We start from the raw sequence: 19,346 nt of genomic DNA, 5'->3' as shown, positions 1-19,346 counted from the left end.
CAATCTCCGTGAGAACCGTACGTGGAAACAGGGGAGGTACGGTTCGGAAATACGCCCTCGAACGCTGCCGAACGGGCAGGCAAGGATGTCCTTCCCGGACACCCCGCCGGTTAGTGATTACTGGGCCGGCAGGTCTCCTGACTGATGCGTCATCGCCACGCTCCGGCCTTCCCGGACGCGGTCCAGTGGCAGTGGGGAGCAGGCTCGGCATCTACAGTTGCGGGGGCAGTTCCGATTGACGCGGCATACCGCGCTTCGGATTCCCTATTAGTCCCGTTCGGGAACCGGCGCGGTATGGTAGTTGATTAGGGCGAGACGATACAGCCCGAGGGGCGCCCAGTCAGAGACGAATATCCTCGGGGCCCCGGATCAGCGCTTCAATTCGCGTGCCTGTGGCGCGCTCTTCGTTGCTGAAGCCGTCGTAGTCCGCCAGGTTGGCGAAGCGGATGCCGGTCAATTGTTCGATCTGGATCACGCTCCGCTGGTAGGTCCTGACCTGGCCGAACATCAGGTCGAGCTGACCCAGTTCGCGGCTTTGGTCGATCATATAGGCACTGGCAGAGGGTTTGCCGTCATCGCTGAGGTAGGCCACCACTTTCCAGAACGCCTTGGGGATTTTGATACCTCGGTAGACGCGGTCATCGTCGGCGAACACCGGGCCGCTGAACACCGTTGCCCGGGCTTTCCAACGTTGCGTGTTATTGAGGATGTAGTCTTCCAGTTCCAGCCAGGTCTTCTGGTTGAACCCGCTCATCTGCGGCGAGCAGTTGGTGAAGTGGAAGGTGTCGAGGTTGGCCGTTTTCGCCTCGTCGCCCCAGTTGGGGTCCTGGCGCCGTACCAGGTGGCCGCGATCCAGGCCATTGTTGGTGTAGAGCGCTTCGCCTACCTGCGCGCTGATCGGCAGGCGACCATCGTAGGCCCAGGTGTCGTTGCTGCGGATTATCTCCACATGCTGCCCGCCGTCGATATTGACCCCCACGTAGAGCGCCAGTCGTCGGGAACGGGACATCGTCACCGAGAAATGCGTGTAGTCCAGCCGCAGCGGTTCTACGTCATCTGCCAATGCCTCATCGGCGGTGGGCCAGGGCACCACGAAGCTGCTGAGAAAGTCTGCTGCATAGCCGCGCCGGTCCTTTAGATCCTTGGCGGCGGTGACACGGGGCGTCGCCGCCCGGGCCTCCATCAGCGTGGGGGTGGTCGCGATCAACGGGCGCAGATCGGCGAGTCGTGGGCGGTGCGAAAGGTCGATTTTGGCTTTGCGGGCTGGCATGGGTAAGTCCTCCTTGGATAAACACGACTGCAACATGGATTGATGACAATTGATGACAATTGATGACACGGGGTAACGCTGGGGGGCTATCCTCAAACGGTTACCGGAGCTACACCATATGCCAACAGGGAGCCAGCCAATGTGTGATCGCCACCACCGCAACCCGATTTTCTGCCTGATTCCGCCGTATATGCTCGACCAGATCGCGCGTCACGGTGATAAGGCCCAGCGCGACATCGCGCTGCGCACCCGCGCCAAGGACAGCACGTTCCGTTCGCTGCGCATGGTCGCAGTGCCCGCCAAGGGGCCGGCCCACATGGCCCTGGTGATGGGCGCCGGCAAACGGCGCTCGATCTACAGCGCCGAAGGCACCGACAGCCTGCCGGGCAAGCTGATCCGCGGTGAAGGCCAGCCCGCCAGTGGCGACGCCGCCGTGGACGAAGCCTATGACGGCTTGGGCGCCACGTTCGATTTTTTCGAAGAGGTGTTCGACCGCAACTCCATCGACGACGCCGGCATGGCGCTGGATGCCACCGTGCACTTTGGCCAGAACTATAACAATGCGTTCTGGAACTCGACCCAGATGGTGTTTGGTGATGGCGATGACCAGTTATTCAATCGCTTCACGGTGGCCCTCGATGTGATTGGCCATGAATTGGCCCATGGCGTCACCGAGGACGAAGCCAAGCTGATGTATTTCAATCAGTCCGGTGCCTTGAACGAGTCGCTGTCGGACGTGTTCGGCTCACTGATCAAACAGTATGCGTTGAAGCAAACGGCCCAGGACGCCGACTGGTTGATCGGCAAAGGGCTGTTCACCAAGAAGATCAAAGGCACCGCTCTGCGTTCGATGAAGGCCCCGGGTACGGCGTTCGATGACAAGCTGCTGGGCAAGGACCCCCAGCCAGGGCATATGGATGATTTTGTCCAGACCTACGAGGACAATGGCGGGGTGCATATCAATTCCGGCATTCCCAACCATGCGTTCTATCAAGTGGCGACGAAGATAGGTGGGTTTGCCTGGGAGCGCGCTGGGCGCATCTGGTATGACGCGCTGCGCGATGCGCGGTTGCGGCCGAACTCGGGTTTTTTGCGTTTCGCGCGTATAACCTACGATATCGCCGGCCGTCTCTACGGCGCGAACAAGGAGGAGCACAAGGCGGTCAAGGAGGGCTGGAAAGCGGTTGGCATTAACGTCTGACGTGAGGAACAACCATGCAAATTTCGATCAAGGAAAACGGCGGGCCGGCGTTTTTTCCGGGTTTGGCCAAGCCTCGTACGGTGGAGTTGAACACGTTGCCCGAGCCGGACCAGCAAGAGTTGCGGCAGCTGATCGAGGCTTCAAACTTCTTTCAGTTGCCGCAGAGCACCACGCCAGAGCCCGGAGATCCAGGCCAGGTGCACTACACCCTGACCGTGAAGGAAGGCCAGCAGGAACATACGGTGTGCGTGCTCGCGCCGGTGAAGTCGCAGGCGCTGGATGGGCTGGTGCAGTGTGTGCGCCGGCATATCCGCAGTTGAGGTCACCCCAGCAGTTCCTTCACCTTGGTAATGATCTTGTCGATGTTGAACGGCTTGTCCAGCACCGCATCGAACAGGTCCGAGCGCTGCATGCCGATATGGGCCTGCGCGCCGCTGATCAGGATAATCGGCAGGTGCTTGACGGTCGGCAGCGCGCGCACCGCTTCGGCGAACTCCTCACCGTCCATCACCGGCATCATGAAATCGGTGATGATCAGCGACGGCCGTTCTCGCTCCAGCACCTCCAGCGCCTTTTTCCCATTGCCAGCTGTGACGACCATGAACCCCTCATCTTCCAGTGCATAGGCAAGGATATCGGCGATCAAGTACTCGTCATCGACGACCAGGATGGTGGCCATGTCAATTCAACCTACCCAAAGACTTAAAAAGCTGAACCAGGCAGCGCTGAATTGGATGCAACTGAGGGGGCATTTGTTGAGACCTTTCTTAAGTCAACGGCTTGGTCACGGATCACCACCTCCAATAATGAGGGGTCATAAAAGCTGTCTCTGACCTTAAGAATGGAAAGCGTCCTTCTAAGTTCAGACTGAATCTCGAAGAAACGCATAAGCATGAGGTTGTCGGCAATGCTCGACAGTTCAGATGCGGGTGAAGTGACCTCCGCGCCGAACAGATCATGCATCTCCCACGTGGCAAACACCGTGACGCCCCTGGCGCGCAGTTCGTTCATCAGTGCGCTGTAGAAATCGGTGATCCGCGCCGGGTTGTTGGAGACGCGGGTCATGCCGCTCAAGCTGTCGATGAACAGGCGCTTGATGCCCTTTTCCTCGACCAGGCGCAGCAATCGCGCACCCAGCCCGTCCAGCAGGCCTTCGGTGGTGGGCTGCCAGGCGATGGTCAGTGCGCCACTGTCTTCCATCTCCTGGATATCGATGCCCAGGGATTGGCCTTTGAGCCGCAGGCGCTGAGGGCTTTCGTAGAAGCCGAAGTGCAGGCCGGGAGCGTCTACCGTCGATTCCGAGAGGAACTTGAGGCCCAGGGTGGTCTTGCCAATGCCCGACGGCCCCATGACCAGGGTCACGCTGGAACTGTGCAGCCCACCGCCGAGGATGCCGTCCAACGAGCCGATACCGCTGGCGATGCGCGTCAGGTCGGCGCTGTCGGGCGCGGACGGCCGGCCATAGAGGCTTTCCAGGCGTGGGTACACCACCAGGCCGTCGTCGTTGATTTCACACTCGTGCAGGCCGGTGAGCGCGCCGCTGCCGCGGGTCTTGCGCAACTGGATACGGCGCACGGATCGGGTGCCGAACAGTTCCTCACCCATTTCGATCACGCCATCGACCATGGTGTGTTCCGGGCTGCCGTCATCCAGGCGTGAGCTGGTGAGGAACAACACCGTGCAACCGGCGAAGGCGGCATGCCCTTGGAGTTCGGAAATGAATTTTTTCGTGTCGATCGGTGAGTCGGCCTTGGAACGCGCGTTCAACAAGCCGTCCACCACCATGACGGTGGCCCTCTGCCTGCTGATCTCACGCCTGAGCAGCTTGACCACTTCGTCGAGGCCTTCGTTTTCCAGGGTGTCGAAGGCGCTGACAAACTGGATTTCGGCGCCGACACGGGAGGCGTCAAAAAAGCTCAGTGTAGAGAGGAACTGGAAAAGGCGGTCGTGGGATTCCGCCAACAGCGTGGCAACCAGGACTCGGCCGCCATTACGCGCGTGATGAAACCCCAGCTGGTTGGCAAGGATGGTTTTACCTGAGCCGGGGCGGCCCTGAATGATATAGGACGCCCCAGACACCAGCCCGCCCTTGAGCAGAGCGTCCAGCCCTTCGATTCCGCTTTGAAGGCGATTTAGCTTTTCCACAGTGCGATCCTGACCCTAAAAACATGCTGTTAAGCCGAGTGGACAGAATGCTAACGTCATTTGTTCACTGCTGCTACTTGCGATCCAGCCACACGGTCTGTGCATTGCAGAATTCGCGTACGCCAAAATGCGACAACTCGCGCCCAAACCCGCTCTTCTTCACGCCGCCAAACGCCACCCGAGGGTCGGATACGCTGAACGCGTTGACGAAGATCCCGCCGGTTTCCAACTGGTTGGCGATGTCGTGGGCCTTGGCCGGGTCGGCGGTGAAGATGCTGGCGGTGAGGCCGAACTCGCTGTCATTGGCCAGGGCCACGGCGTGGTCGGCGTCGCGGGCGGTGATGATCGAGGCCACGGGGCCAAACAGTTCCTGTTTGAATGAGGTCATCTGGTCGGTGACGTCGGCCAGTACGGTCGGCTCATAGTAGTTGGCGGCGCCGGCGACTTTGTGGCCACCCAGCAGCAGGGTGGCGCCTTCTTCCAGGGTGGCCTGGACCTGGCCGTGCAGCTCGTCGCGCAGGTCGAAGCGCGCCATCGGACCGACGTAGGTGCTGGCCGAGGTCGGGTCGCCCATCACCAGCGCGCGGCTGGCTTCGACGAACTTGACGGTGAAGGCGTCCACCACACCGGCTTCGATGATCAGGCGCTTGGCGGCGGCGCAGACCTGGCCACTGTTCTGGAAACGACCGATCACGGCGGCCTGCACGGCGGCGTCGAGGTCGGCGTCGTTGAGCACGATAAACGGGTCGGAGCCACCCAGTTCCAGCACGCATTTTTTCAGCGCGGCGCCGGCCTGGGAACCGATGGCCATGCCGGCACGTACGCTGCCGGTGAGGGTGACGGCGGCGATGCGCGGGTCGGCGATGGCCTTGGATACGCCGTCCTGGGTCACGTTGATGACTTCGAACAGGCCTGCGGGGAAACCGGCTTTCTGGAACGCCGCTTTCATCAGGTAGGCGCTGCCCATCACGTTCGGGGCGTGTTTGAGCACGTAGGTGTTGCCGGCGAGCAGGGTCGGCACGGCGCCGCGCAGCACTTGCCACACCGGGAAGTTCCACGGCATCACGGCGAGGATCGGGCCCAGCGGGCGGTATTCGATCTGGGCGCTGCCGTTGTCCACCTGAGTGGGTTCCGGGGCCAGCATGGCCGGGCCCTGGGCGGCGTACCACTCGCTGAGCTGGGCGCATTTTTCGATTTCGGCACGGGCCTGGGTGATGGGCTTGCCCATTTCCAGGGTGATCATCTGCGCCATCTCTTCGGCTTGATCGCGCAGGGCGCCGGCCAGGGCCAGCAGCAATTCGGCACGCTGGCTGACCGGCTGGCGGCGCCAGGTGCGGAAGGCTGCGGTAGCACGGTCGAGGGCGGCATCCAGCTGCGCGGCGGTTTCGTAGGGGTAGCTGCCGACGGTTTCGCCGGTGGCGGGGTTGATCGACAGGGCGTGGGTCTGGGGAGAAATAGCGTTCATGGCACCGTCCGGCTGAATGAGTGGAATGGGTTCAGCCTACGGGGATGCATGTTTTCTGGAAACTGAATAATATTAAGCAATACATTCACGATTGGAGAATGATTTGGATCTGGTGCAGCTGGAAATCTTCAAGGCCGTTGCCGAGCAAGGCAGCATCAGCGCCGCCGCGCAGTTGATTCATCGGGTGCCGTCGAACCTGACCACGCGCATCAAGCAACTGGAGCAGGATTTGGGCGTGGAGTTGTTTATCCGCGAGAAGAGTCGCCTGCGGCTGTCGCCCGCCGGGTGGAATTTTCTCGGCTATGCGCGGCGTATTCTCGACCTGGTCCAGGAGGCCCGCGCGACGGTGGCGGGGGAGGAGCCCCAGGGCGCGTTTGCCCTCGGTTCCCTGGAAAGCACGGCGGCGGTGCGTATCCCGGCGTTGCTCGCGGCATACAACCAGAAGCACACCAAGGTCGAACTGGACCTGAGCACCGGGCCATCGGGCACGATGATCGAGGGCGTGCTGTCGGGGCGGCTGGCGGCGGCGTTTGTCGATGGGCCGGTATTGCATGCCACCCTGGAAGGCGTGGCGGTGTTTGAAGAGGAGATGGTGGTGATTGCGCCGCTGCACCACGGGCCGATCACGCGAGGGCAGGATGTGAACGGGGAGAGCATCTACACCTTTCGCTCCAACTGTTCCTACCGGCACCATTTCGAGCGCTGGTTCGCACAGGACGGCGCGGTGCCGGGGAGGATCTTCGAGATGGAGTCCTACCACGGCATGCTCGCCTGCGTCAGCGCCGGGGCCGGCCTGGCGCTGATGCCACGCAGCATGCTCGAAAGCATGCCGGGGTTTACCACGGTGAGCGTGTGGCCGCTGACGGACAGTTTTCGCACCTTGCATACCTGGCTGATCTGGCGCCGTGGCACGGTGTCGCAGAGTTTGAACAGCTTCGTCAAGCTACTGGAGGAGTGCGCTCTTCAAAACTCCGCGCCTCCCACATTTTGATCGCTATCAGCCGCCGAACTGGAAGGTGCCCATGGCCAATTTGGCCATGATCGCGGTCGCGCCCAACTGCACCAGCCACAACGCCAGGCCGCCCAGGAACACACCCAACGCCACTTGCAGCACCAGGCTTTTCTGGCGCTTGGCTTGTGGCGCGCGCGGGGTGAAATGCTCCTGGTCGTCGGGGTCGGCGTGCAGGTTCAGGTCGTCGTTTTTCATAGGGCTCTCATAACAAAAGGGCAATCGCTGCTCAGTCTAGGGGAGCAGGGGCTTTTCCGACAGGCATTAAAAAGGGAAGCCACGGCTTCCCTTCGTATAACGCCGTCAGGCTTATAGAACCTGAACAATCGCCTTTGTTACCGCAGCAATGTTCGACTGGTTCAAGGCCGCCACACAGATACGCCCGGTATCCAGCGCGTAGATACCAAACTCGCTGCGCAGGCGGGTGACTTGCTCAACGGTCAGGCCGGAGTAGGAGAACATCCCGCGCTGGCGACCGACGAAGCTGAAGTCGTGGCCAGGAGCAGCCTTGGCCAGCTCGGCAACCATCTGCTCACGCATGCCACGGATGCGCAGGCGCATCTCGGCCAGCTCGGCTTCCCACTGGGCGCGCAGCTCAGGGCTGTTCAGCACTGCGGCAACAATCGCTGCGCCATGGGTTGGCGGGTTGGAGTAGTTGGTGCGGATCACGCGCTTGACCTGGGACAGGATGCGCGCACTTTCTTCCTTGGAGTCGCCGACGATGGACAGTGCGCCCACACGCTCGCCGTACAGGGAGAACGACTTGGAGAACGAGCTGGAGACAAAGAAGGTCAGGCCCGATTCGGCGAACAGGCGCACGGCTGCGGCGTCTTCGTGGATACCGTCGCCAAAGCCCTGGTAGGCCATGTCGAGGAACGGCACCAGGTTCCTGGCCTTGACCACGTCCAGTACTTGTTGCCAGTCGGCCGGGCTCAGGTCGACGCCGGTCGGGTTATGGCAGCAGGCGTGCAGCACCACGATGGACTGGGGCGGCAGGGCGTTGAGGTCTTCGAGCAGGCCGGCGCGGTTCACGTCGTGGGTGGCGGCGTCGTAGTAGCGGTAGTTCTGCACCGGGAAGCCCGCGGTTTCGAACAGGGCGCGGTGGTTTTCCCAGCTTGGGTCGCTGATGGCGACGACGGCGTCGGGCAGCAGCTGCTTGAGGAAGTCAGCACCGATCTTTAGGGCGCCGGTGCCGCCAACGGCCTGCACGGTCACGACGCGGCCAGCTTCGAGCAGGGGCGATTCGGTGCCGAACAGCAGGGTTTGCACGGCCTTGTCGTAGGCCGCGATGCCGTCGATCGGCAAGTAGCCACGGGCGGCGTGTTGCGCCACGCGAATGGCTTCCGCTTCGGCAACGGCACGCAAGAGTGGAATCTTCCCCTCCTCGTTGCAATAAACGCCCACGCCAAGGTTGACCTTGGTGGTTCGTGTGTCGGCGTTGAATGCTTCGTTGAGGCCCAGGATTGGATCGCGTGGTGCCATTTCGACAGCGGAGAACAGGCTCATTTTGCGGCGGCTCTATGGGGGAAGGGAGGGACGTGTCGCGCTCCAGCCGAATGCACTAGAGCGGTGCACAAACGGGGAGCTAGTATAGAGGCCATCACGGCTGAGGGCGACAACCGAAACGGCTTTTCGGCCAAGTTTTTCGGTTTATTTGCCGACCGTTAGTCTTATTGCAACATTGGTCAATGACGGCAGGCGGGACGATTGCCTTGAAACCCGTCACATTCGCCACCACTTCTACAGCTATCATGGTTTTTTCCTACGACCCGCTCTGAAACTTCGCGGGTTGTGGTCTTTTTCGTCCCCGACGGGTTTACAGTCTGGGGTGACTTCAAGAGGTACGTTATGTCGGATTTCCAACTAGTCACCCGCTTTGAACCTGCCGGCGACCAGCCCGAGGCCATTCGCCAGATGGTCGAAGGCATCGAGGCCGGCCTGGCGCACCAGACGCTGCTCGGGGTGACCGGTTCGGGCAAGACGTTCAGCATCGCCAACGTGATTGCGCAGATCAACCGCCCCACGCTGGTGTTGGCCCCTAACAAGACCCTGGCCGCGCAGTTGTATGGCGAGTTCAAGGCGTTCTTCCCGAACAACGCGGTGGAGTACTTCGTTTCTTACTACGACTACTACCAGCCCGAAGCGTATGTGCCGTCCTCCGATACCTTTATCGAGAAGGATGCGTCGATCAACGACCATATCGAGCAGATGCGGCTGTCGGCGACTAAGGCATTGCTGGAGCGCAAGGACGCGATCATCGTCACCACGGTGTCGTGCATCTATGGCCTGGGCAGCCCGGAAACCTATTTGAAGATGGTGCTGCACGTCGACCGCGGCGACAAACTCGACCAGCGCGAGCTGCTGCGCCGCCTGACCAGCCTGCAGTACACGCGCAACGACATGGATTTTGCCCGCGCGACCTTCCGCGTGCGTGGCGATGTGATCGACATCTACCCGGCCGAATCCGACCTGGAGGCGATCCGCATCGAGCTGTTTGACGATGAAGTCGAGAGCCTGTCGGCCTTCGACCCGTTGACCGGCGAGGTGATCCGCAAGCTGCCGCGTTTCACCTTCTATCCGAAAAGCCACTATGTGACCCCGCGCGAAACCCTGATGGGCGCCATCGAGGGCATCAAGGTCGAGCTGGCCGAGCGCCTGGAGTACCTGCGCGCCAACAACAAGCTGGTGGAGGCCCAGCGCCTGGAGCAGCGCACGCGCTTTGACCTGGAGATGATTCTCGAGCTGGGCTACTGCAACGGCATCGAAAACTACTCGCGCTACCTCTCGGGCCGTGACTCCGGCGCGCCGCCGCCGACCCTCTACGACTACCTGCCCGACGACGCACTGCTGGTGATCGACGAATCCCACGTCAGCGTGCCGCAAGTGGGCGCCATGTATAAGGGCGACCGCTCGCGTAAGGAAACCCTGGTGGAGTACGGCTTCCGTCTGCCTTCGGCGCTGGACAACCGGCCGATGCGCTTCGACGAGTGGGAAGCCATCAGCCCGCAGACCATCTTTGTGTCGGCCACGCCGGGCAACTACGAGGCCGAGCATGCCGGCCGTGTGATCGAGCAACTGGTGCGGCCGACCGGTCTGGTCGATCCGGAAATCGAAATTCGCCCGGCGCTGACCCAGGTTGATGACCTGTTGTCGGAGATCCATAAGCGTGTGGCCCTGGAGGAGCGGGTGCTGGTCACCACACTGACCAAGCGCATGTCCGAAGACTTGACCGACTACCTCGCCGACCACGGCGTGCGGGTGCGCTACCTGCACTCGGACATCGACACCGTGGAGCGCGTGGAAATCATCCGCGACCTGCGCCTGGGCACCTTTGATGTGCTGGTGGGCATCAACCTGCTGCGCGAAGGCCTGGACATGCCGGAAGTGTCGCTGGTAGCGATCCTCGATGCGGACAAGGAGGGGTTCCTGCGCTCCGAACGCTCGCTGATCCAGACCATCGGCCGCGCAGCCCGAAACCTCAATGGCCGGGCGATTCTCTACGCGGATCGCATCACCGGCTCCATGGAACGGGCTATTGGCGAGACGCAACGCCGTCGCGACAAGCAAATTGCCTTCAACCTGGAAAACGGCATTACGCCTAAAGGCGTGTTCAAGGACGTTGCCGACATCATGGAAGGCGCCACCGTGCCGGGCTCGCGCAGCAAGAAGCGCAAGGGCATGGCCAAGGCTGCCGAGGAAAGCGCCAAGTACGAGAACGAACTGCGCTCGCCGAGTGAGATCACCAAGCGGATTCGCCAGTTGGAAGAGAAGATGTATCAGCTGGCGCGGGATCTGGAGTTTGAGGCGGCGGCGCAGACCCGCGATGAAATTGGCAAGTTGCGTGAGCGCCTGCTGGCGGTTTGATTGGCGGTGACTTGACCAGCCTCATCGGGGGCAGGCCCCCTCCCACACTTTGAGTGGCGAACACCGTCAAATGTGGGAGGGGCGGTGCGACGATTCGACTTGCCCCCGATGGCTGCCCTCGGTTTTCCAGAAATCACCCAGGCTGTTACCATTCGCCCCTTGTTTCAATTTCAGTTACATCGCCCATTCGAGACCTGCCATGACCACCGTCCGCACGCGCATCGCGCCATCGCCTACTGGGGATCCCCACGTCGGCACTGCCTACATCGCCTTGTTCAACTACTGCTTTGCCAAGCAGCACGGCGGTGAATTCATCCTGCGGATCGAAGACACCGATCAACTGCGCTCCACCCGCGAGTCGGAACAGCAGATTTTCGATGCTTTGCGCTGGTTGGGCATCACCTGGGCCGAAGGCCCGGACGTCGGCGGCCCGCACGGCCCGTATCGCCAGAGCGAGCGCAGCGACATCTACAAGCAGTACACCCAGCAACTGGTCGACATGGGCCATGCGTTCCCATGCTTCTGCACCGCTGAAGAACTCGACCAGATGCGCGCCGAGCAACAGGCCCGTGGCGAAACCCCGCGCTACGATGGCCGCGCGTTGCTGCTGTCGAAAGAGGAAGTGGCTGCCCGCCTGGCCGCCGGTGAACCTCACGTTATCCGCATGAAAGTGCCGAGCGAAGGCGTGTGCGTGGTGCCGGACATGCTGCGCGGTGATGTCGAGATCCCGTGGGACCGCATGGACATGCAGGTGTTGATGAAGACCGATGGCCTGCCGACGTACTTCCTGGCCAACGTGGTCGACGACCACCTGATGGGCATCACCCACGTGCTGCGCGGCGAAGAGTGGCTGCCGTCGGCGCCGAAACTGATCCTGCTTTACGAGTACTTCGGTTGGGAACAGCCGCAGCTGTGCTACATGCCGCTGCTGCGCAACCCGGACAAGAGCAAGCTGTCCAAGCGCAAGAACCCCACATCGGTGACGTTCTACGAGCGCATGGGCTTCATGCCGGAAGCGATGCTCAACTACCTGGGCCGCATGGGCTGGTCGATGCCGGACGAGCGCGAGAAGTTCTCGCTGCAGGAAATGGTCGACAACTTCGACCTGTCCCGCGTATCGCTGGGCGGGCCTATCTTCGATATCGAGAAACTGTCGTGGCTCAATGGCCAGTGGCTGCGTGATCTGCCGGTGGAAGAATTCGCCAGCCGCGTGCAGCAATGGGCGCTGAACCCTGAATACATGATGAAGATCGCGCCGTTGGTGCAGGGCAGGGTGGAGACGTTCAGCCAGGTCGCACCGTTGGCCAGCTTCTTCTTTGCCGGTGGCGTGAACCCGGATGCCAAGTTGTTCGAATCCAAGAAGCTCTCGGCTGACCAGGTTCGCCAACTGATGCAGTTGATCCTGTGGAAGCTGGAAAGCCTGCGCCAGTGGGAGAAGGATGCGATCACCGCGACGATCCAGGCGGTAGTTGAATCCCTGGAGCTGAAATTGCGCGATGCCATGCCGCTGATGTTTGCTGCGATCACCGGGCAGGCCAGTTCGGTCTCTGTGCTGGATGCGATGGAAATTCTTGGCCCGGACCTGACGCGTTTCCGCCTGCGCCAAGCCCTTGATTTGCTTGGTGGTGTATCGAAGAAAGAAAACAAAGAGTGGGAAAAGCTGTTGGGCGCTATCGCTTAAACAGTCCGCTGCAGCGACGAAACCCAGGTTTTCCGGGGTTTCGTCGGTAAGTGATTGTTATCCCGGCAAAAAACTTTGGAAAATGTTGAAAATAAATTTGACACGTTTCCAAACCGCCATTAAGATTCGCCCCGTCCTCACCGATGAGGGGCTATAGCTCAGCTGGGAGAGCGCTTGCATGGCATGCAAGAGGTCAACGGTTCGATCCCGTTTAGCTCCACCAATTTACAGGTTCAAGGTCTGGCCACACCGTCCTTGAGTCGATCAGCTCTCAGCGCTGATCAGGTGTACAGAAGGTTTTGTCCCCTTCGTCTAGTGGCCTAGGACACCGCCCTTTCACGGCGGTAACAGGGGTTCGAGTCCCCTAGGGGACGCCAGTTTCAACAAGCAGTTCGAAAGGTCTGCTGCGCCGCGAGGCGAAAAATCCGGGGCTATAGCTCAGCTGGGAGAGCGCTTGCATGGCATGCAAGAGGTCAACGGTTCGATCCCGTTTAGCTCCACCAATTTACAGGTTCAAGGTCCGGCCACACCGTCCTTGAATCAGATCAGTTCTCAGCACTGATCAGGTGTATAGAAGGTTTGTGTCCCCTTCGTCTAGTGGCCTAGGACACCGCCCTTTCACGGCGGTAACAGGGGTTCGAGTCCCCTAGGGGACGCCACGATTACCCGCTTTGCGGGATTTTTAAGGGTCATTCAATTATTGAATGGCCCTTTTGTTTGTCTGGCGTTTGGCCAATTCTCTCTTCCATTCCCTTTTTTGTGCTGACCAGTGGTCATGTCTGTCGCTTGCTAAATATTATTATGGTAATAATATTTAACTCAGGAAAGTCGGAGGCAACGATGAGCGATAAAAAAGCGCAAACCCGCGAACGTATTCTGCAAGCCGCCAGCGCCGCGTTGATCCAGCGTGGTCCAGCCGAGCCTAGCGTGGGTGAAGTCATGGGCGCGGCGGGGCTGACCGTCGGTGGTTTTTACGCGCACTTTGAAAGCAAGGACGCCTTGATGCTGGAGGCCTTCACCCAGCTGTTGGCGCGCCGTCGTGCCGCTATCGACGATATCGACGCACAACTGACGGGAGAAGAGCGCAGAGGCCTGGTGGCGGCATTTTATCTGTCGCGCAAGCATCGCGATTCAACGGTTCAAGCATGCCCGATCCCAGCTACCGTGGGCGAGATGGCGCGGCTGCCGGACGCCTTTCGCGAAGTGCTGAACGAGCATGTGGAACTGATGGTTGCCCAGCTCGCCGCCAGTCCTGAAGACACCGACAAAGCCTTGGCTGATATGGCGTTGATGATCGGTGGACTGGCCTTGGCGCGTGCCCTGGGTCCGGGCGAGCTGTCGGACCGAGTGTTACGTGCGGCCAAGTCGGCTGTGCGCTAAAAGAGGGTGCGAGGATGGGCGCGTTAACCTGGCTTCGTCGCTTCAACGGCACCGTGGGACACCTGGCACCGCAAACCGTGGCCAATAAGATGCGGCGTGTCTTCATGACGCCACGCGACCTGCCGCCGCGTGACTGGGAACTGCCGCTGCTGGCGCAATCGGAACGCATTACCTTGCGTTTCGGCCTGTCCGCCCTGCGCTGGGGTCAAGGCCCTGCGGTGTTGTTGATGCACGGCTGGGAAGGTCGTCCAACCCAGTTCGCCAGCTTGATCACCGCGTTGATAGACAACGGATACTCCGTGATTGCCCTGGACGGCCCCGCCCATGGTCGTTCGCCGGGACGGGAGGCTCACGTGCTGCTGTTCGCCCGGGCCATGCTGGAGGCGGCTGCCGAACTGCCGCCGCTGCACGCTGTGATCGGCCATTCCATGGGCGGTGCCAGTGCGATGCTGGCAGTGCAGTTGGGGCTGCGTACCGAGGCGTTGGTGAGCATCGCCGCCCCGTCACGCTTCCTGGATGTGCTGCGCGGCTTTACCCATATGGTCGGTTTACCGGCGCGTGCACGCTCGGCATTTATCCAGGGGGTGGAGTTGACCTTCGGAATGCCGCTCAAACACCTGGATGTGGCCCATTACCAGATGAATATCCCTGGCCTGATCGTGCACGCCGAAGACGATACCTTCGTTCCGGTCAAGGCGTCTCAAGCCATCCACGAAGCCTGGTTCGACAGCCGCCTGCTGCGCCTGGAGCAGGGCGGGCACCAGAAAGTGCTGGCCGATCCCCGGGTGATCGAGGGCGTGCTGGCGTTGTTGGCGGGGCGCCGTCTACAGGACCGGCAAACCGCCTGATACACTGCCCCCCGCCGACATCAATCGACTGGAGCAAGGCATGGGCTGGGATTTGGCAACGCCGTTTATCATCGATCTGCAGGTCGCGCCTGAAGACATCGACGGCCTGGGGCACGCCAATAACGCGGTGTACGTGTCCTGGCTGGAGCGCTGCGCCTGGCGCCACTCCCAGCGCCTGGGGCTGGACCTCACCGAATACCGCCGCCTGGACCGTGCCATGGCGGTGGTGCGCCATGAAATCGATTACCTGGCGGCAGGCTACGAAGGCGACGAGCTGCAGTTGGCCACGTGGATCGTCGATTGGGATCAGCGCCTGAAGATGACCCGCCGTTTCCAGTTGGTACGCCCGCGTGATGGTGCGACCTTGCTGCGGGCGCACACCACCTTTGTCTGCATCGAATTGTCCACCGGCAAGCCCAAGCGCATGCCGGCCGAGTTTCTCGACGGTTATGGCCCCGCCCTGACAGGGGGTTAACGGTTGCCGCGGGAAACCCAGTAAACTGCGCCACGATTTTTGTTGAGTGTTTTCCATGCAAATTGCTTTGGCGCCCATGGAGGGGTTGGTCGACAACATCCTGCGGGACGTGTTGACCCGCGTGGGCGGTATCGACTGGTGCGTGACCGAGTTCATCCGCGTCAACGACCGCCTGCTCACCCCGGCGTATTTCCACAAGCTCGCCCCGGAACTGCTGCACGGCGCCCATACCGCAGCCGGTGTGCCGTTGCGCGTGCAATTGCTCGGTTCCGACCCGGTGTGCCTGGCGGAAAACGCCGCGTTGGCCTGCGAGCTGGGCTCCGAAGTCATCGACCTGAACTTCGGCTGCCCGGCCAAGACCGTCAATAAATCCCGTGGCGGTGCGGTGCTGCTCAAGGAGCCGGAGCTGCTCAATCGGATCGTCGAACACGTGCGTCGTGCCGTGCCTGCCCATATCCCGGTCACCGCCAAGATGCGCCTGGGCTTCGACAGCCCGGATGGCGCGCTGGTGTGTGCCACGGCACTGGCCGAAGGTGGTGCGGCGCATATCGTGGTGCATGCGCGTACCAAGACCGATGGCTACAAACCGCCAGCCCACTGGGAGTGGATTCCGCGTGTACAGGATGTGGTCAAGGTGCCGGTGTTCGCCAACGGCGATATCTGGAGCGTAGAAGACTGGCGGCGCTGTCGGGAGATCAGTGGTGTCGAAGACATCATGCTCGGTCGTGGCTTGGTGGCGCGCCCAGACCTGGCCCGGCAAATCGCCGCCGCACGTGCAGGTGGAGAGGTGGTGGAAATGACCTGGGCTCAACTGCAGCCTATGCTTCAGGGCTTCTGGACCCAGTGCGTGGCGCAGTTGACTGATCGTCAGGCGCCTGGTCGCTTGAAGCAGTGGCTGGCGATGCTAACGCGCAATTACCCGGAAGCGGTGGAACTGTTTACCGCTCTGCGCCGGGAAACCGAATTGGACCACGTCAGTCGTTTATTAGGGATGAGTCCTTTGGGCGCGGCCTGACACTGGAAACTGTCTGCCTGTATTTCAAGCGAATGCTCCTTATCGAAAGATACGGAGCATTTTGCATTTTAAGGTATTTAAACGTTACTACTGAATCACTCTGTAAGTTCCTGTCATTTTTTTAGCGGGGCGGGCTGGTCGTGCTGATGGTATTCCTGTGCGCGTGAACTAGCACAAACATTGATTTAATGGGGCGGCTAATGATTTCGCTTAATGACATGCGCGGCGGTTTATTAGTGCTTGTGTCTACCGGCAATGCGCGCATGCGGGTTGAATCGCGGCTTTCTGGGGATAGCGATGAGGCAAAGTCCGAAAGTTTGGTTTCCTTTCCTTATGTGAACCGCGATTTCTGGAACTTGATGGCGTCAGATTCCACGAATGAAGGGACTGAGATGCAACACTGTTGTTTTCGGCCTCCATAAATCCTGTCGCTGTCCTATGTGCTCATGCTCATGGCGGCGCTGACTAAGGAATATTGATAATGTCTTTCTCGATTAATAATTCGCCTTTTGTGAAGTTTGATGCAACACCCAATGATTCGCAGGTACCAGTACTTTCTAAAACGGGGGGCTCACCCGGTACCGCCACTAATGATTCAAAAGTTATTCCGCCTACTATTCAGCAAGACCTCTCCCGAGGTTCGCAGGGCGAGATGATGATTAGCGCAGGGGCGCTGTCTAAGTTGTTTGACATGCTTGAACAAGTTTTCAGGGCCATGCGGGAAATGGTAACGGGGAAAAATATAACTCCTGACCTGAAGACCAATTCTGATACGTCGGCCAAGGTTAACTCGGGTACAGACCCTCAGAAAAAAAACAGCACGGACTCAAGCCCGTTGCCGAAGGTGGCGCCGAACGCCGCGGATCAGGCGAAAGTGCAGCCAGACGCCAGCCCGTTGCCGAAAGTGGTGCCGAACGCCGCGGATCAGCCGAAAGTTCAGCCAGACGCCAGCCTGTTGCCGAAAGTGGTGCCGAACGCCGCGGATCAGCCGAAAGTCCAGCCAGACGCCAACCCGTTGCCGAAGGTGGCGCCGAACGCCGCGGATCAGCCGAAAGTTCAGCCAGGCGTAAACCCGTTACCCAAGACCGCGCCAAATGGGGACGATCAGATGAAGGTCAAGATCAAAACGGATGATGGCGTGTTTCAGGTGATACCGCCTAAACCGACCCCTCGTTATCTGCCTCCAGTTCCCCAACCTGGCATCCACGTCACCAACGATGCGAATGCGCAGGTGAAGGTGGAAGTCAATGTCGGCCATTGCCACTGTCCAGATACCAGGGCCGAGCACGACAAAGGCAGGCAAACCACGGTGACACCGCAGCCCAAGCCTGACGCTACGCCGCAAACCACGGTAACGCCGCAGCCCAAGCCCGACGCTACGCCGCAAACCACGGTGACGCCGCAGCCCAAGCCCGACGCTACGCCGCAAACCACCGTGAAACCGCAGCCCAAGCCCGACGCTACGCCGCAAACCACGGTGAAACCGCAGCCCAAGCCCGACGCTACGCCGCAAACCACGGTAACGCCGCAACCCAAGCCCGACGCTACACCGCAAACCACGGTGAAACCGCAGCCCAAGCCCGACGCTACGCCGCAAACCACGGTAACGCCGCAACCCAAGCCCGAGGCTACGCCGCAAACCACGGTGAAACCGCAGCCCAAGCCCGACGCTACGCCGCAAACCACGGTGACACCGCAGCCCAAGCTCGAGGACACACCGCAGCCGCCGGTTAACCCAGTCGTGCCAAAGCCTGCACCTGATGTGACTAGCCCGGGCCCAGCCGAATCTCACGCAGATATCAAAGGTTGGAGCTTTATCAATCGTCGCCGCGCAAGGACCTGATGCCTGGCGTCGTATTTCGACCTCTTCGATAAAAACAGCGTTCTCCGGACGTAATCTTCGGAGAATCGCTAAGAATGTAGAGAGACAATCATGTCATGCTACCCAATTAATAATATTGCTCGCACAGTGGATGTGCGTCAGGTGTTGCATAGGGAGTTACCGACCGCTATCAATGAAACTGTGCTGCCTTCCAAGCCGGAAAGTGCTGGCTTTAGAGCAGGCTCCGTATCTACGCCTGTAAGTGTTCGGCCAAATAGCGTTGCGATAGGAGATCACTTAGCTCCGATTGAAAACTTGATCACGTTGTTCAACTCATTAGTCACTCAATTGATTAACCTGGTCTCGGTTAAACCGGATAAGAGTGATCGCGATGTTGCGCCGAAACCGGAAGTCACCCCTCCATTTGTACCTGCACCGATACCTGCACCAATACCTGCACCGGAACCGGAACCGAGACGAAATGTCCCGGCCCATATTCCGAACTTGTCCGATAAGCGTAATGGCGCCAAGCCCGACAATATCTGGAGTGGCTTCCGCCAAGGGCCGGATGGTAACTGTGTCACGGTATCGGCCATCAAGGCGGCGATGTACAAGTTCGGCCAAAGCCCCACGGATATTTATAAGGAGGTACTTAGAGTCGGCGATGGCTATCGGATAACGATGCGCGATGACTATGTCCTTACCCTGAGCGACCAGGAGTTGCGAATAGGCGCGGCCGGTTCGAAATTCATCGGCCCTGATAAAGGCATGCTCAAGGATGCGCAATTCCTGTTCGCCGTGAGTGCCAAGCGCGCACAACTGGAAAATAACGACGGCCGGGCTCGCCGCAGTTTTCAGGCTGGCGTGAGCAGCTTGAACGATGGTGAGGATGAGCGTGGCCCCGGTGAAGGCTTCGAGCGCTTGGGTTTGAGAAAATACATGAGGACGGTCAGCGTGCGAGACCTCGCCAACGGTCAGTTGGGCATGTGTAACCGATCCCTTCATTCAGTGGCTGTGATCAATGGTCGCGAGGAGTTATACGGGCGACCAGGTGGCGCGCCGACACACGGGCAGGCCATCGCACTGGTTTGAGCGGCGCGTACTTGTTTCCTGGTCAAGGGATGCAGCCAGGGTTTCTGGCTGCATATTTTCCAGCAGTCCTGCTTTAGGA

General features: G+C 60.3%; 17 protein-coding genes, 4 tRNA genes and 1 riboswitch. Of the genes, 15 read left to right on the top strand and 6 right to left on the bottom strand.

Going from position 1 to position 19,346, the window contains the following annotated elements; translation table 11 throughout:
• Positions 1-109 precede the first annotated feature (109 nt).
• Positions 110-304, bottom strand: a riboswitch (cobalamin riboswitch).
• 36 nt (positions 305-340) lie between these two features.
• A complete protein-coding gene (locus M2397_RS17705) occupies positions 341-1,270 on the bottom strand; it encodes a DNA/RNA non-specific endonuclease (RefSeq protein ID WP_184743121.1) in 930 nt (309 codons plus the stop codon).
• Positions 1,271-1,409: 139 nt separating this feature from the next.
• On the opposite strand from M2397_RS17705, the gene M2397_RS17700 reads away from it, so the two are divergent.
• Both M2397_RS17700 and M2397_RS17695 read left to right on the top strand, forming a co-directional pair.
• Positions 1,410-2,471, top strand: a complete 1,062-nt coding sequence (locus tag M2397_RS17700) for a M4 family metallopeptidase (protein ID WP_131699749.1) — start codon at positions 1,410-1,412, stop codon at positions 2,469-2,471.
• 14 nt (positions 2,472-2,485) lie between these two features.
• A complete protein-coding gene (locus tag M2397_RS17695) occupies positions 2,486-2,791 on the top strand; it encodes a protealysin inhibitor emfourin (protein WP_131699748.1) in 306 nt (101 codons plus the stop codon).
• A 2-nt stretch (positions 2,792-2,793) separates the two neighbouring features.
• Here the strand turns inward: M2397_RS17695 and M2397_RS17690 are convergent, their stop codons facing one another.
• The 3 genes from M2397_RS17690 to M2397_RS17680 all read right to left on the bottom strand — a co-directional run bounded on the left by M2397_RS17690 (position 2,794) and on the right by M2397_RS17680 (position 6,081).
• On the bottom strand, positions 2,794-3,150 hold the full coding sequence (locus M2397_RS17690) for a response regulator (RefSeq protein ID WP_184743118.1): 357 nt from the start codon (positions 3,148-3,150) through the stop codon (positions 2,794-2,796).
• A 23-nt stretch (positions 3,151-3,173) separates the two neighbouring features.
• Positions 3,174-4,616: an ATPase domain-containing protein gene (locus tag M2397_RS17685; RefSeq protein WP_184743115.1), complete on the bottom strand. Its 1,443-nt coding sequence runs from the start codon at positions 4,614-4,616 to the stop codon at positions 3,174-3,176.
• 73 nt (positions 4,617-4,689) lie between these two features.
• Entirely contained in the window at positions 4,690-6,081 is a 1,392-nt protein-coding gene (locus tag M2397_RS17680; RefSeq protein WP_259244158.1) for an aldehyde dehydrogenase family protein, read from the bottom strand.
• Positions 6,082-6,184: 103 nt separating this feature from the next.
• Between M2397_RS17680 and M2397_RS17675 the strand changes: the two genes are divergently transcribed.
• Complete coding sequence (locus M2397_RS17675) at positions 6,185-7,072, top strand: putrescine utilization regulator PtrR (RefSeq protein ID WP_259244157.1); 888 nt, start codon at positions 6,185-6,187, stop codon at positions 7,070-7,072.
• A 6-nt stretch (positions 7,073-7,078) separates the two neighbouring features.
• Here the strand turns inward: M2397_RS17675 and M2397_RS17670 are convergent, their stop codons facing one another.
• Both M2397_RS17670 and M2397_RS17665 read right to left on the bottom strand, forming a co-directional pair.
• Positions 7,079-7,288, bottom strand: coding sequence for a hypothetical protein (locus M2397_RS17670; RefSeq protein ID WP_074847327.1), 210 nt, complete (start codon positions 7,286-7,288; stop codon positions 7,079-7,081).
• A gap of 111 nt (positions 7,289-7,399) precedes the next feature.
• The gene (locus tag M2397_RS17665) at positions 7,400-8,596 is read right to left on the bottom strand and encodes an amino acid aminotransferase (RefSeq protein ID WP_167656367.1); all 1,197 of its coding nucleotides are present in this window, start codon (positions 8,594-8,596) and stop codon (positions 7,400-7,402) included.
• Between the two features lie 342 nt (positions 8,597-8,938).
• Here M2397_RS17665 and uvrB point away from each other — a divergent pair, with 342 nt between their 5' ends.
• The 12 genes from uvrB to M2397_RS17605 all read left to right on the top strand — a co-directional run bounded on the left by uvrB (position 8,939) and on the right by M2397_RS17605 (position 19,267).
• Positions 8,939-10,954 carry an excinuclease ABC subunit UvrB gene (uvrB, locus tag M2397_RS17660; RefSeq protein ID WP_131699742.1) on the top strand — a complete coding sequence of 672 codons (2,016 nt, stop codon included), beginning with the start codon at positions 8,939-8,941 and terminating at the stop codon, positions 10,952-10,954.
• A 199-nt stretch (positions 10,955-11,153) separates the two neighbouring features.
• Positions 11,154-12,635 carry a glutamate--tRNA ligase gene (gene gltX / locus M2397_RS17655; protein WP_046068947.1) on the top strand — a complete coding sequence of 494 codons (1,482 nt, stop codon included), beginning with the start codon at positions 11,154-11,156 and terminating at the stop codon, positions 12,633-12,635.
• A gap of 147 nt (positions 12,636-12,782) precedes the next feature.
• Positions 12,783-12,858 (top strand) — tRNA-Ala (locus M2397_RS17650).
• A 78-nt stretch (positions 12,859-12,936) separates the two neighbouring features.
• A tRNA-Glu gene (locus M2397_RS17645) sits at positions 12,937-13,012 on the top strand.
• A gap of 50 nt (positions 13,013-13,062) precedes the next feature.
• Positions 13,063-13,138 (top strand) — tRNA-Ala (locus tag M2397_RS17640).
• 80 nt (positions 13,139-13,218) lie between these two features.
• A tRNA-Glu gene (locus M2397_RS17635) sits at positions 13,219-13,294 on the top strand.
• A 181-nt stretch (positions 13,295-13,475) separates the two neighbouring features.
• Positions 13,476-14,015, top strand: coding sequence for a TetR/AcrR family transcriptional regulator (locus M2397_RS17630; RefSeq protein WP_184743106.1), 540 nt, complete (start codon positions 13,476-13,478; stop codon positions 14,013-14,015).
• A gap of 14 nt (positions 14,016-14,029) precedes the next feature.
• Positions 14,030-14,863: an alpha/beta hydrolase gene (locus M2397_RS17625; protein WP_131699740.1), complete on the top strand. Its 834-nt coding sequence runs from the start codon at positions 14,030-14,032 to the stop codon at positions 14,861-14,863.
• Between the two features lie 40 nt (positions 14,864-14,903).
• The gene (locus tag M2397_RS17620; protein ID WP_042571801.1) at positions 14,904-15,338 is read left to right on the top strand and encodes a thioesterase family protein; all 435 of its coding nucleotides are present in this window, start codon (positions 14,904-14,906) and stop codon (positions 15,336-15,338) included.
• A 55-nt stretch (positions 15,339-15,393) separates the two neighbouring features.
• Positions 15,394-16,353: a tRNA-dihydrouridine synthase gene (locus M2397_RS17615; RefSeq protein ID WP_131699739.1), complete on the top strand. Its 960-nt coding sequence runs from the start codon at positions 15,394-15,396 to the stop codon at positions 16,351-16,353.
• A 481-nt stretch (positions 16,354-16,834) separates the two neighbouring features.
• Positions 16,835-18,196 carry a hypothetical protein gene (locus M2397_RS17610; protein WP_259244155.1) on the top strand — a complete coding sequence of 454 codons (1,362 nt, stop codon included), beginning with the start codon at positions 16,835-16,837 and terminating at the stop codon, positions 18,194-18,196.
• Positions 18,197-18,286: 90 nt separating this feature from the next.
• A complete protein-coding gene (locus M2397_RS17605) occupies positions 18,287-19,267 on the top strand; it encodes a hypothetical protein (RefSeq protein WP_310521935.1) in 981 nt (326 codons plus the stop codon).
• Positions 19,268-19,346 lie beyond the last annotated feature (79 nt).

The organism is Pseudomonas sp. BIGb0381, assembly GCF_024809815.1.
Classification (GTDB): Bacteria; Pseudomonadota; Gammaproteobacteria; order Pseudomonadales; family Pseudomonadaceae; genus Aquipseudomonas.
This window is presented reverse-complemented; position numbering and strand designations above follow the sequence as displayed.

Coding starts and splice junctions, on each gene's coding strand:
- M2397_RS17705 (WP_184743121.1), bottom strand. CDS start 1,270: ATGCCAGCCCGCAAAGCCAAAATCGACCTTTCGCACCGCCCACGACTC.
- uvrB (WP_131699742.1), top strand. CDS start 8,939: ATGTCGGATTTCCAACTAGTCACCCGCTTTGAACCTGCCGGCGACCAG.
- M2397_RS17605 (WP_310521935.1), top strand. CDS start 18,287: ATGTCATGCTACCCAATTAATAATATTGCTCGCACAGTGGATGTGCGT.
- M2397_RS17630 (WP_184743106.1), top strand. CDS start 13,476: ATGAGCGATAAAAAAGCGCAAACCCGCGAACGTATTCTGCAAGCCGCC.
- M2397_RS17700 (WP_131699749.1), top strand. CDS start 1,410: ATGTGTGATCGCCACCACCGCAACCCGATTTTCTGCCTGATTCCGCCG.
- gltX (WP_046068947.1), top strand. CDS start 11,154: ATGACCACCGTCCGCACGCGCATCGCGCCATCGCCTACTGGGGATCCC.
- M2397_RS17670 (WP_074847327.1), bottom strand. CDS start 7,288: ATGAAAAACGACGACCTGAACCTGCACGCCGACCCCGACGACCAGGAG.
- M2397_RS17620 (WP_042571801.1), top strand. CDS start 14,904: ATGGGCTGGGATTTGGCAACGCCGTTTATCATCGATCTGCAGGTCGCG.
- M2397_RS17695 (WP_131699748.1), top strand. CDS start 2,486: ATGCAAATTTCGATCAAGGAAAACGGCGGGCCGGCGTTTTTTCCGGGT.
- M2397_RS17625 (WP_131699740.1), top strand. CDS start 14,030: ATGGGCGCGTTAACCTGGCTTCGTCGCTTCAACGGCACCGTGGGACAC.
- M2397_RS17615 (WP_131699739.1), top strand. CDS start 15,394: ATGCAAATTGCTTTGGCGCCCATGGAGGGGTTGGTCGACAACATCCTG.
- M2397_RS17610 (WP_259244155.1), top strand. CDS start 16,835: ATGTCTTTCTCGATTAATAATTCGCCTTTTGTGAAGTTTGATGCAACA.
- M2397_RS17680 (WP_259244158.1), bottom strand. CDS start 6,081: ATGAACGCTATTTCTCCCCAGACCCACGCCCTGTCGATCAACCCCGCC.
- M2397_RS17690 (WP_184743118.1), bottom strand. CDS start 3,150: ATGGCCACCATCCTGGTCGTCGATGACGAGTACTTGATCGCCGATATC.
- M2397_RS17665 (WP_167656367.1), bottom strand. CDS start 8,596: ATGAGCCTGTTCTCCGCTGTCGAAATGGCACCACGCGATCCAATCCTG.